The organism is Bacillus sp. EB600 (assembly GCF_024494385.1).
Classification (GTDB): Bacteria; Bacillota; Bacilli; order Bacillales; family Cytobacillaceae; genus JAEVLT01.
In genome coordinates, this window is record NZ_JAEVLT010000003.1 from 142272 (window position 1) to 155426 (window position 13155).

A 13155-nucleotide genomic window follows, 5' to 3' on the forward strand; every position below is an offset into this window, starting at 1 on the left:
GAAGGACAGTTTCATGGTTCCAGCTGTCGATTTTGTCCGTCATAAAGCCGATGAAGGACAGTTTCCGGGTTCAAGCGTTCGATTTTGTCCGTCATAAAGCCGATGAAGGACAGTTTCCGGGTTCAAGCTGTCGATTTTGTCCGTCATAAAGCAGATGAAGGACAGTATCATGGTTCAAGCGTCCAATTTTGTCCGTCATAAAGCCGATGAAGGACAGTTTCCGGGTTCAAGCGTTTAATTTTGTCCATCATAAAGCCGATGAAGGACAGATTCCGGGTTCAAGCGTCCAATTTTGTCCGTCATAAAGCCGATGAAGGACAGTTTCCGGGTTCAAGCGTTCAATTTTGTCCTTCATAAAGCCGATGAAGGACAGTTTCCGGGTTCAAGCGTTCAATTTTGTCCGTCATAAAGCCGATGAAGGACAGTTTCCGGGTTCAAGCGTCCAATTTTGTCCTTCATAAAGTAGATGAAGGACAGTTTCCGGGTTCCAGCTGTCGATTTTGTCCGTCATAAAGCCGATGAAGGACAGATTCCGGTTTCAAGCGTCCGATTTTGTCCTTCATAAAGCCGATGAAGGACAGTTTCCGGGTTCAAGCGTTCAATTTTGTCCTTCATAAAGCCGATGAAGGACAGTTTCCAGGTTCCAGCTGTCGATTTTGTCCTTCATAAATTTTTTAAGTTAAAATAAAGGTTGCATTGGTACGATTCGGGTGATGGGTGAAGATTTATCGTCCAAAATCCTGAAGGTAAAGGAGTTCTGTAATAGATGAATATCTTATTAGCTGAAGATGATCCAAGTCTTGGTGAATTAATCGTATATATGCTAAAAAAGAAGGGTGAATATAAGGTGGATTGGGTAATGGAGGGGGAGGATGCTTACGATTATGCCATCTCGTCACACTATGATGTAGTAATCCTGGATTGGATGATGCCAAATGGGGATGGTGTTGATGTCTGCCGCCGGTTACGGAGGCAGGGATATTCCGGCGCCATTCTAATGTTAACAGCTAAGGATACGGTTCAGGACCGAATCGAAGGCTTGGATGCAGGGGCGGATGATTATTTGGTTAAGCCGTTTGAAATTGGGGAGCTGCTGGCGCGGCTGCGTGCCCTTTCCCGCCGCAACTTTGCACCGATTTTGGAAGAGGAAATTGAGATTGCAGGTTTGGTACTGAACCGGCTGAGTCATGTGGTTTGTCAGGGACCTCAGCACATTCAATTAAGTCCCCGCGAATTTGAACTATTAGATTTATTAGTCCAAAATAGAGGACAGGTATTGCCCCGGGAGATCATTTTGGAGCGAATTTGGGGCTTTGACACGGACGTAGCACCTAAAACAATTGATGCGACGATCAAGTTGATTAGAAGAAAGCTGGAAGCATTCGGGAAACAGGATTTGCTGCAAAGTATTAGAGGGGTAGGGTATAAGGTTGAAAATGAATCTTCTTTCGTTCATTCGGGCATTTACAAATCGCAGTGAAAAGGATGTATTCAAGAGAACACAGGGCAGGCTGACCCGAACTTATAGCGGTTTGATAATGTTATTTTTGATTGTGTTTATTTTCATCGTCTATTCCGTTCTTTATGTCGTGATTCTCAAGAATCAGGAGCATGAGCTTCAATCGTTGGTGAATCAAGAGGCAAGCTTTATTGAGGATTATTTGGTGAAAAATGAACAAAAGGACTTGCGTGAATTTCAAAATCAAGAAGTCGTGTTTGCAGGGGTAAATCAATATTTTTATTACGTTGTAAATTCGAATGGTGAGTTGATCATGGGAAATGAGGCCAATCATCAACTGCGCCCCGATCTCCTCAGCCTCGTGAATGCAAGGTTACAAAGGGATAACGAAATCCGGAAGGAAATCCTACATATAGAAGCAGGTCCGAAAGGCCGGGGAAGAAAGATGGAATTTCGTCCCCGTGAGTTTAATCAAGATATTCATCTGATGATTGCCAGCCGTTCGATCTATTATAAAGGACAGTTTATTGGTAACCTTTATATTGGTAAAGACATAACCTTCGCTTATCAGCTCTTCCATTGGCTGCTGATGATTCTTGTGATGTTAGGAATTGTTTTTTTCGGTGCAGCGGTGTACATGAGCGTTGTTATGTCCAAACGCGCAATGGTACCAATCACTGGGGCCTTTACGAGACAACGTGAATTTGTTGCTGATGCTTCTCATGAATTACGGACTCCTTTAAGTGTGCTCCTATCCTCGATTGATGCGATGGAAATGACGATTGAACCTGCGAAGGAAGAAGCATTTGTTGGAAAGTTGCTAACGAATATGCGTCAGGAAGTGAAGCGAATGACCAATCTGGTTAGCGATTTATTGACACTGGCACGCTCTGATGCAAATCCAAATGAGCTTAGCAAGGAAACGTTTGAATTTCGACCACATGCCGAAAAAGCAGTTGAGTCTGTCGGTCCGCTCGCTGCTGAAAAGGAAATCGCACTAAGTATGCAGGCACCGAATTCCTTGACGGCAACTGGAGATCAACAAAGATTATCCCAGCTATTATATATTCTTTTAGATAATGCCATTAAATACACACCAACGGGAGGAAAAGTCAAGTTATCACTTTCTAATGAAGGAAAGGATCTCTATATCAGCGTTCAGGATACGGGGATTGGTATCAAGCAGGAGGATTTTGAACACATTTTTGAACGGTTTTACCGAGCGGATAAATCACGAACCCGGCAAGTCGGCGGTCACGGCCTGGGACTCTCCATTGCCAAATGGATTGTCGAAACCCATGGCGGCACCATCAAACTATCCAGCAAAGTGGGGGAAGGAAGCACGTTTGTGGTCCGAATTCCATCGAGGGGACAGGAAATCCATTAAGTTAAAGCTTAGTGCTCATTTATTGCGCAGGTTTTGTGAGAATTTCGCCGAACTGCTTAATGATTCCGCGAATTTAAGCGATAAATCCGCGAAAATTTCATTAATTCCGCGAAACTGGATGATAATTCCGCGAAAAATAATTTTATACCGCGAAACCGGATGTTAATTCCGCCGAACGGCATACCTAGGAGGCCAGTTCAGCTCCCATTGATCTAATGGGGGTTTTCACATATTTTTCACCTATGCCGGAAGATAAAACTATTCACCATGAAGGCTTTTTAGAAAAGAACCTCTCTTTTACAAATTGAAAACTATACATAAGAACTCCTCTAAAAAAAAGCAATACAACAAATAGAAATGGAGATAGTCTATCTAAAGATACAATCCTTAGTTTTTTTAATAACTTCATACCTGGAAAAGCAAATAAATATTGGGCAATGCTATTGACAATTAGAAATAATGAGAATTTTCCATAAGTCCATTTTAGAAACCAAAAAGCTGCAAATAATTCAGGACCTAGTGTAAAAGAGACACTTCCGCGAATCTTGGGATGAATGCTGCTATGAAATGTCCACCACTGTCTTTTTAGAGCAAAAAAATGCATAAGTTCTGAAAACAGACTGATAAATAATACAGCAGGAAGAAATCTTTTGATTGTCCTTTTTCCCAAGAGTGGGAGTGTGAACCAGGGGAGGATCATCATAATGATTACTAAAAACCTTGAATTCTTCATAAAATGCACCTCGAAATTTAGAATGTGCATTTTTATGGTAAATATTCGTAAAACATATTATGAACCCCATTATTGGTACTTCATTTTTCTCATTGGAAAAAGCCCTTCATTTTTCGAATCAGGAAGTTTTCGTTAAACCCAGGGCTTTGTGCTGCCAAAGGATTTGTTCAACCACCTCTGATTGCTGCTTTTCACATTCAACGATTAAAATGACCTCAGTTTGTCCCTTTTTCTGTTGCCAATCGGCTTTTTTAATGAAGTAAGAAGTTACCAGTCCAAGTATCGCTCCAACTACGAGTCCAATGCCCGCCCAAATGATCGGTCCCCAAGCCAAGATAAATCCATAAATGCTTCCCAGCAGCATAAAGATGGAAGCAAAAATAAACGATAATTCATATTTACTGGCTCCTTCTTGATGGACCATTTTTATATCCTGGCCATTGTTGGAGTATTTATCTAATGGCGCGGCGAAAATATTTTCCTTACCAATACCGTTTTGCTCTAAATCACTAAGCGCCAGCTCTAAAAATGCATTATGGTTAAAGGTTGATATGAAGTGCATAGAATCCCTCGTCCTGTCCTTTTTAGGCATATTGAATGAAAGGGGCTGAAAGTGATCAGCCAAATAACTGGATTGCTCTACTTTAAAAAGTTTATCGTTACGGGCGAGAAGACCCCTTCCTCAACGAGTAGGGAGGGGATGAATCGCCCATCCGAAGGAGAGTTATTAGTTGAGATAGGAACATACATTCTGGTATAATAAAAATATAAATACATTGAAAGGGGTATGACCTATGAGCATTAAAGCCTTCTTTTCGAATCGGGTATACAAAAATACTCTTCCGAAGGAATTCGTCGATGCTATTAGTCATGCTCTTTTCGTTTTCAACAGCGCAAAGCACTTTTCGTTTAGTACGTCTATAAAAGAAAAACGCTCTGGCCTAATTAGGCGTTCAAAATCCATGCACCTTACCGTAAAAGAGCGCTTTAAATTGGATGATTATTATGCAAATAGTGTTGTCCAAGAAGCTAATGCAATGCAAAAGAGTCTTTTCGGGCTTAATAAGTTATATATTTCAAATAAGGAAATTCAAATTACTTCTGTTAAACACAAACTTAAAAAAGTAAAGGCTCGACTCACCACATTGAAAAAGATTAAAACCTCCTTCATAAAAGGCAAGCCTTCCTTCCCCAAAAGTTCAAATGTGCATAAAGTGGGCAGCTTTTTTGCTGTTACGTTTAAGAAGAAAACGGACATCTACTATCATGCTTATCAGTTTGAACATGAATATTTAGATCGAGAAATCAAAAAGCTTAAAACTAGAATAGGCTTCTTATCTTTAAAGTTGCACAAATATGAGAAACAGTTAAAGAAGTTAAAAACAGACATAAGGAGTGTTGTTTTTGGGTCTAAAAAACTATTTAAATCCCAATACACGAAAAATGAATTTAAAGATAACCACCAATTATGGGTTAAGAAATGGGAACATGCGCGCTATAATCAAATGACGATTTCAGGCAGGAAAGATTCATCCCATGGCAACTTTGTTTTCCAATATGATCTTCAAAAACATCAATTATCATTTAAAACCCCGTCTGATGTAAGGGTCGAAATAAACGAAATACATTTCCCGTACGGTCAAAAAGTAGTGGAAGATGCTATTTTAAATCAACTGAATTGTAATGATAAGAAAAAATTTGGCAAACCGATCGCTTGGTCTGTTGAAGACCATGGCGCTTATTACATCATCAAATGCATGATTAATGTGGACGCTAAACAATATATTAATTATTCAAAGTCAGACGGAATCATTGGTGTAGATTGTAATGTTGACCATTTTGCTGTTTCAGATATTAATTCAAAAGGACAGCTTATCTCTTCAAGGACACTAAAATTCAATATAGTAGGAAAAACTTCAGGTCAAATCACCAAAATCATCGAATCAGAAGTAATGGAATTGGTGAATATTGCCGAGCGGGCCAATAAACCTTTAGCAATTGAAAAATTAGATACCACAAGTTCAAAAGTATCCAATGCTTACGGAAATAAAAAGGCAAATTTAAAATTTAATATGTTCGCTTATCACAAAAAGAGTTTGGCTATTAAATCGAGAGCGGAGAAAATGGGGGTAGCAGTATTTGAAGTAAACCCTGCTTACACGAGTCAAATTGGGAAAATGAAATACATGAAACGCTTCGGAATCTCCATCCATGAAGCAGCAAGCTTTGTCATTGCCCGAAGAGCAATGGGATTCAAAGAAAAGCTCCCACCAGTTTTAGGTACCCTATTACCTGAGAAGATGGTAGGTACTCATCATTGGGCGCAGTGGGGGTATATTTCGAAGATGCTGAAAGGAATTCGCACTTGTGCCTATTACCGTTCAGAACTTTTTAATGTAGACAAGTTTCGTTCTACGAACGAATTCTTCTTACCAGGGGCTCTCACAGACTTGGAAGCAAAAAGTTTGTTGAAATTAAAAAGTGGAAAAACCTCCTCTCAGTTGAGCGGGAGAAGGTCATGTACCCTTGGTATATGTCTTGCTTTGCAAGAATCCCCCACTTCAAACAAACCGAAAGGTTGTTAAGCGGGGGTAGTTCAATTGTAAATAGGATATCTTGATAGGTGGAACTTACAGAAAAAAGCAAAATGGATGGCAAATTAATAAACCATTGAGGATTCATGACAGTAGCGGCTAGATTGGTATTTCCCTCGAACGTTAAATGAACTCCCGGAAGTAAATTGGAATAATAAACGGTACTAATGAAGCAAATGAGTACGAAGAAGCCTATTGAAAGTCTGTTGCAATAAATAGAGCCTACACCAGGGGTAAGGAAGGACCAAATAGCACCGCTCCAGGGTTTTCGATAATCAAGATAATTAATTTCCAGCCCCGAAATTTTAAAGGGTAATATTGGCGAATTTAGGCGGTCAGCTAATTTTGCATACTTATTTAAATCAATCGTAGTCGTATAACTGTCCCACATCGTAAAAATGTATACACTTGTGTAAAGAAGAAACCAGCGGGTATCAAGCACTGTTTTGGCAAGCTCGAATTCACCTATCATAGACAACACAATCGCTTCATTAATATGAGCTTTTGCATTAATAAAGAATTCCCAAAGCATCAGTAGGGCTCCTGTCAAGTTTTTGCATAAAATGAGATGTCCTGACCCAGGAAAGGCGGCGGACCACCATACGATTGGCCATGGATTCCGCTCCTGAATATAATTAAAGAGAAATGGTGAAAAATGTCCCTTTGGACGGCGGAGTTCATTGGGGTATGATTTTTTCAATACTTTCTACCTCTCAGATCGAATCTAATTTTGCCGGAATCATGCAATACACACACGCTAGTACATTATTACCAATTTAATTCCAAAATACCCCATGTGTATTACATGATGCAACAGGTACCGAGGATAGTACCTCCCGTGGATACATTTTATGGTATTCAAACTACGCCACTTTCCTTCATATATCCGCCTCTTTTGGCTCTCCCTCTTTCATCACTCTCATATGGACTAAGTAAATTACTAAGATAAAATAATACCGCAATTCAGACAATAAATTTACTGTTGAAAAACGCTTACAACAGGTTTATACTATGGATAAATCGATTTAGTAAATCGGTTTACTAAATCGATTTACTGATTACTTTTTTAAAAGAAAGGATCTTCGAAATGCGAAACGTGATTATACCGTTAAATGCTTTCGATCGGGGTGAAGTACTGAAAAATGGGCAAGCATCCTTTGTTGAGCACATTGCTCAAGCTGGGGCTTATGGGGTTGAGATTCGCCGGGAGCTACTGCCGGAAGAAAAAAACCGGCAGCTTGATCAAATTAGACAGGAAATCGCTCGATTCGGACTATTCACGGTCTATTCGGCACCGATTGAATGTTGGAAGGCGGATCACCACTTAAATATAGAAGAATTAATAAATGTGTTTCAAGAAGGAAAAACGCTTGGCGCGACATGGCTAAAAGTATCTTTGGGACATTTTCACAAGGAACTATCAAATATCGCCGAACTCGGCCACTTTTTAAAGCAGCAGCAAGGAATTCAATTATTGGTTGAAAATGATCAGACACTTTATGGCGGAAATATTCAGAACATGAAATCCTTTTTTGAAAGCGCTGTAGAGCAAGACGTTCTGGTAAAAATGACATTTGACGCCGGGAACTGGTATTATTCCAGCCAGGAAGTTGAGGAAGCGTTAAATCTTCTTGCACCATATGTCGATTATCTTCATTTAAAACAGGTTGAGAAAGCAGCAGACAAGCTGGTCACCGTACCATTGGAAAAAGGTCGAAATCACAGCTGGGAGAAAGTATTCAAGCATTTTCCGGCTGAGCTGATGAAGGCACTTGAATTTCCAATTGAACCGAAAGAACGAGCAAAGGATTATCTTCAGTTTATTCAAGAATTAGCAGCGGAGGTGTTAGCATGACAAGGCTAGATGCGGTTACCTTTGGCGAAGCAATGGCATTGTTTATCGCCAATCAACCAGGTTCTTTACACGAAATTAACCAGTTTACACGTGAGTTGGCTGGCGCAGAAACAAATGTCGCGATTGGACTTGCACGACTTGGGTTGCAATCCGGGTTTGCCTCTAAGGTTGGCAACGACGCTTTTGGAAAGTTTATTATTGATCGGCTCAAAAGTGAAAATGTTAACACGGAGCACGTCTTAGTTGATAACCATTATCAGACTGGATTTCAATTGAAGTCGAAGGTTACCACTGGGGATCCGGAGGTTGAATATTTTCGAAAAGGCTCTGCCGCAAGTCACCTAAGTGTCGCAGATTTTAAAGAAGCCTATTTTCAAGGCGCTAAGCATTTGCACATGACAGGAATTCCGCTGGCCTTATCGGAGGAAACTAGAGCCTTTGCCAGGAATGCTCAGGATTTTATGAAAAAGAATGGACTTCGTGTTTCATTTGACCCAAATTTAAGACCAACACTTTGGAAAACACGTTCTGAAATGGTAGAAACAATTAATGAGGCAGCGTTTGGAGCCGATTATGTTCTTCCTGGCATTTCCGAAGGAGAAATTTTGACCGGTTACAAGCAACCTCGGGATATTGCTTCTTTTTACTTAGAAAAGGGAGTTAAGCTTGTTGTGGTTAAGCTTGGTGCCGAGGGGGCATTTTATAAATCAGCAAAAGAAGAAGGAACGGTCCATGGTTTTAAAGTGGAAAAAGTGGTTGATACCGTGGGGGCCGGTGATGGCTTTGCTGTCGGCGTGATCAGTGGCTTGATCGAAGGGCTGCCTATTTGTGATGCGGTATTACGCGGAAACGCGATTGGCGCGCTAGCAGTTCAAGCACCAGGCGATAACGACGGTTATCCAACCAAAAGTCAGTTAGAAAAATTTTTAACTAACCAATTACAAGGAGTGAAATGACATGATGGAAACAATCGCCAAACAACGATGGATACGTCTTATTCCAATTGCCTTCATCACCTACAGTTTAGCTTACCTTGACCGTGCCAACTATGGCTTTGGTGCAGCATCAGGATTAGCAAAGGATCTTCATATAACACCAGGAACATCTTCTTTATTAGGTTCACTGTTCTTTTTAGGATACTTCTTTTTCCAAGTACCTGGTGCCAGTTACGCTGAAAAAAAGAGTGCCAAAAAACTAATTTTCTGGTCATTAATTTTGTGGGGCGTTTTAGCCTCAGCAACAGGACTTATTACGAATATAAAATTATTATTTGTCATTCGCTTTGCGCTTGGTGTCGTTGAAAGTGCGGTTATGCCGTCGATGCTTGTATTCTTAAGCCACTGGTTTACGAAGAAGGAACGGTCACGTGCCAACACCTTCTTAATTTTAGGAAACCCGGCAACGGTATTGTGGATGACAATTGTTTCAGGTTATTTGCTTAACTCGTTTGGCTGGAGAATGATGTTTATTGCAGAAGGTATTCCAGCTGTTATTTGGGCATTTATTTGGTGGAAAATCGTTGATGATAAACCGAAGGATGCAAAATGGTTAACAGATCAAGAAAAACGTGATTTTGAAGCACAATTAGAAAAAGAACAAGAAGGCATCGCCCCTGTAAAAAACTATGGCGAAGCATTTAGGTCAAAACCAGTTATTTTACTAAGTGCTCAATATTTTCTGTGGAGCATTGGTGTATATGGATTTGTTATGTGGCTTCCATCGATTATTAAGGCAGCTCCAAATATGAGTATTGTTGAAACTGGTTGGTTATCGTCAGTACCATACATTTTATCAGTTGTGTTAATGCTTGTCGCTTCTTATTTCTCTGATAAAACGTTAAACCGCAGCGCGTTTGTATGGCCATTCTTATTGATTGGTGCGGTCGCATTCTATATCTCTTATGCAATTGGAACCAGCCACTTTTGGATTTCATTTGTTTTGTTAGTCATTGCCGGCGGTACAATGTACGCTCCCTATGGTCCATTCTTTGCAATCATTCCTGAAATCTTGCCACGGAACGTTTCCGGCGGAGCAATGGCGTTGATTAACAGTATGGGCGCACTTGGTTCATTTGCAGGTTCTTATGTCGTTGGTTACTTGAACGGAGCAACAGGCGGATTTTCTGCTTCATACATCTTTATGGCAGGTTCTCTTTTCCTTTCCGCGATTTTAACGGTTTGGGCGGTAAACGCAGCGAAAAAGAGCAAAAGTCAGTCTGATGTAAAAATGGGTGCATAAAAGGAAATTTGCGGATGACAGTTCACAGCTGTCATCCTTTTTCCTATTAGGCGATTGATCCAGCAAGATATCGATTCAAAAGGGGGATTTTTGTAAAATAAAAAAAGAAATTTAGCAGGCTGGATAATTAGTGGCTTTGCCGCTAAAATGAAATCATTGGTAGGTGTCATGGGGACGGTTCTTGCGTACCCACTTCAAGGACATGAGAACCGTCCCCATGACCTTTCCCATGACCTGTTGAAAGGGAAATGAAAGAGGCAGAATTTATGGAAAAAGTGACGATGGCCGATGTGGCCAAGGAGGCAGGCGTTTCAAAAAGCACTGTTTCACAGTATTTAAATAAACGGTATGAGTATATGGGAGAAAAGACAAAGCTTAAGATTGAAGAAGCGATAGACCGGCTTGGGTACCATCCAAATACGCTCGCTCGGAGCTTGAAGCAAAAGCGGACTTCAATGGTGGGGATCATCGTGGCGAATATTTTGCATTATTTTTCGACATCGGTTATTCGCGCCATCGAGGATTTTTGCCAAAGGAATGATTTGCACGCGATTGTGTGTAATGCCGATGACAATCCGGAAAAGGAAAAAAGATATGTTGAGATGCTGCGGGCCAAGCAGGTCGATGGCCTGATCATTTTTCCAAACGGGCAAAATCATGATTTGTATAAAAGGATGATCGATGAAGGATATCCAGTCGTGTTTGTGGACAGAAAAGTTGAAGATGTTGATGTGTTTTCCGTTGTTACAGACAATCATGAGTCGACATATGCTGCAATTACCGATTTCATAAAGAATGGTCATCAGAACATTGCGTTTGTTGCCCAGCCGCTGACGATTAGTACTCGGCGTGGCCGATTTGAAGGCTATCAACAGGCATTGGCTGATGCTGGTTTAAAAATGAATCCAAATTTTGTAATTGAGTCCGATTTGCCTGAAATGACAAGTAAGCTGGAGCAGCTTTTTTCATTAGAGGAGAAGCCGACAGCGTTATTTGCCGGAAATGACCGCGTCTTTTTGGTGGTTATGAAGTTTCTGAAGAGGAAGGGTATTCAGCTGGGTAAGGATCTGGAACTAGTTGTCTTTGACAATATCCCGTTTAACGATTTGCTCGAGTCACCCATTTCCTTTATTAACCAGCCAGCTCTAGAGATGGGCGAAAAGGCAGCTGAGCTTTTATTTGATCAAATTAATAAAGTAGACAGAGCACCGGGGGAGTTTGTTTTTCCAAGCTGGAGAGAGTAGGCATGAAAGTGGCCACTCTTTTTTTATGATTGAAATGGTGTCTTCTTTTAAAAATGAACGAAATTCGGCGCCCGCTTTCTTTTTCCAAAATGGATTAATATAACTCTCTCCTTTTTTCAAAAAATAACCAGAGATGTCACCTCTCGTCTATTGAAAACCGCTTACAAGAGAGATATAATTCTTTTATAAACCGATTTAGTAAATCGGTTTATCTACCAGGAAAAAGGAGAACACTCATCATGAAAATACAATTGGCATTGGATCGAATGAAAATTGCTGATGCAATCGCTTTAACAAGAAAAGTTGAAGATTCGGTTGATTGGATAGAGGTGGGGACCTCATTAATCAAAGAATTTGGTGTTACGAGTATTAAAGAGCTGAAAAATGCATTTCCACATAAAACAATTGTCGCTGATGTGAAAACAATTGATAATGCACGTTATGAATTTGAAATGTGCTTTAAAGCCGGTGCTGACGTGGCCACGGTCATGGGCGTTTCACCGCTTGTTACAATCGATACTTGCCTGGAGGTCGCTCAGCGTTACAACAAACAGATCATGATTGATTTATTGAATACAACTGAACAGCAAAAAATAGAACTTCGGAAATACAAGGATGCTATTTTTTGTGAGCATGTGAGTAAGGACCAGCAGGAGGAGTTGGGTGCTGCGAACCGTGGGACAATAAAAAGCAAGCTGTATGAAGAGGGTGGATTGCAGATCGCCGCTGCCGGGGGAATCACGCTGGATTCACTTGAACAGTTAAAAGCGACATTGAACCCGAACGTCGTGATCGTCGGTTCGGCGATTACAAAAGCAAACAGCCCTTCAGAAGCGGCAGCACAGTTTAAACAAAAAATTTTACAAGTAGAGGGGAAATAGGTCATGGCACTCATTTCAACAATTTTAACCGAAATTGAAACGGTTTTAAGTCAGGTGGAGGAAGAAAAACTTCAAAAATTGGCAGGAACACTCCAGAAGGCATCGCGGATTTTCATTATCGGGGAGGGCCGGTCTGGACTGATGTCCAAATCGTTCGCGATGAGATTAATGCATTTGGGTGCTACTGTTTATGTGGTCGGAGAAACAATTACCCCAGCAATTGCGGCAGGCGATCTATTAGTTGCTGTTTCCGGTTCTGGCACCACGAAGAGCGTGGTCTGGACAGCTGAAAAAACAAAAGCGCTTGGCTGCCAGGTGATCGCAGTAACAACGAATCCCGAGTCGGCGGTAGCAGCTGCAGCAACCGAAATTATTCACGTACCCGCAGCAACGAAGTACCGTCGTGAGAATGAACTCAAAACGATCCAACCACTCGGTTCATTATTTGACCAATGCGTGCATATTGTCTTTGATGCCGTCTGCTTGGAATTCAGCAAGCTTAATGACATCGACAACGCAGAGGCACTAAAACGCCATAGCAATTTAGAGTAAATTTTTAAAAGGTGCCATTCATTATTCGGATGGCACCTTTTAAATAATCTTAGTTATTTTTTAGCTAATCAGAATTGATATCCATAAATTCTGAACGCATAAGTACACCTACGCTTCTGTCATCGCTTGCAGCTTGCCAATCAGCGAGTTTTCTTTAGCCTGTAGGCTCTGCGTTCTGCGTATTCTGAACAAGGTATACATATTTTGATTAG

General features: G+C 40.8%; 10 protein-coding genes. 9 read left to right on the top strand and 1 reads right to left on the bottom strand.

Features of this window, described 5'->3' with window-relative positions; translation table 11 throughout:
• Window positions 1-766: 766 nt before the first annotated feature.
• Together JN080_RS05040 and JN080_RS05045 are read left to right on the top strand one after the other, a co-directional pair.
• Window positions 767-1480 (top strand): response regulator transcription factor, encoded by a 714-nt coding sequence (locus JN080_RS05040; protein ID WP_256234829.1) that lies wholly within the window; start codon window positions 767-769, stop codon window positions 1478-1480.
• A complete protein-coding gene (locus tag JN080_RS05045; protein ID WP_256234990.1) occupies window positions 1437-2846 on the top strand; it encodes a sensor histidine kinase in 1410 nt (469 codons plus the stop codon). The genes JN080_RS05040 and JN080_RS05045 overlap by 44 nt, the downstream gene beginning before the upstream one ends.
• 851 nt (window positions 2847-3697) lie before the next feature.
• On the opposite strand, the gene JN080_RS05050 is transcribed toward JN080_RS05045, so the two are convergent.
• The gene (locus JN080_RS05050) at window positions 3698-4141 is read right to left on the bottom strand and encodes a Z-ring associated ZapG family protein (RefSeq protein WP_256234830.1); all 444 of its coding nucleotides are present in this window, start codon (window positions 4139-4141) and stop codon (window positions 3698-3700) included.
• A gap of 232 nt (window positions 4142-4373) precedes the next feature.
• Between JN080_RS05050 and JN080_RS05055 the strand changes: the two genes are divergently transcribed.
• From JN080_RS05055 to hxlB, 7 genes are all read left to right on the top strand, one after another.
• Window positions 4374-6164 carry an IS200/IS605 family accessory protein TnpB-related protein gene (locus JN080_RS05055; protein ID WP_256234831.1) on the top strand — a complete coding sequence of 597 codons (1791 nt, stop codon included), beginning with the start codon at window positions 4374-4376 and terminating at the stop codon, window positions 6162-6164.
• Between the two features lie 1096 nt (window positions 6165-7260).
• The gene (locus JN080_RS05060; protein WP_256234833.1) at window positions 7261-8028 is read left to right on the top strand and encodes a sugar phosphate isomerase/epimerase family protein; all 768 of its coding nucleotides are present in this window, start codon (window positions 7261-7263) and stop codon (window positions 8026-8028) included.
• The gene (locus JN080_RS05065) at window positions 8025-8984 is read left to right on the top strand and encodes a sugar kinase (RefSeq protein WP_256234834.1); all 960 of its coding nucleotides are present in this window, start codon (window positions 8025-8027) and stop codon (window positions 8982-8984) included. Before JN080_RS05060 ends, JN080_RS05065 begins: the two co-directional genes overlap by 4 nt.
• A 1-nt stretch (window position 8985) precedes the next feature.
• A complete protein-coding gene (locus JN080_RS05070; RefSeq protein WP_256234835.1) occupies window positions 8986-10266 on the top strand; it encodes an MFS transporter in 1281 nt (426 codons plus the stop codon).
• A 266-nt stretch (window positions 10267-10532) separates the two neighbouring features.
• Entirely contained in the window at window positions 10533-11510 is a 978-nt protein-coding gene (locus JN080_RS05075; protein WP_256234836.1) for a LacI family DNA-binding transcriptional regulator, read from the top strand.
• A 239-nt stretch (window positions 11511-11749) separates the two neighbouring features.
• Window positions 11750-12391: a 3-hexulose-6-phosphate synthase gene (gene hxlA / locus JN080_RS05080; RefSeq protein WP_256234837.1), complete on the top strand. Its 642-nt coding sequence runs from the start codon at window positions 11750-11752 to the stop codon at window positions 12389-12391.
• Between the two features lie 3 nt (window positions 12392-12394).
• The gene (gene hxlB / locus JN080_RS05085; RefSeq protein WP_256234838.1) at window positions 12395-12943 is read left to right on the top strand and encodes a 6-phospho-3-hexuloisomerase; all 549 of its coding nucleotides are present in this window, start codon (window positions 12395-12397) and stop codon (window positions 12941-12943) included.
• Window positions 12944-13155 lie beyond the last annotated feature (212 nt).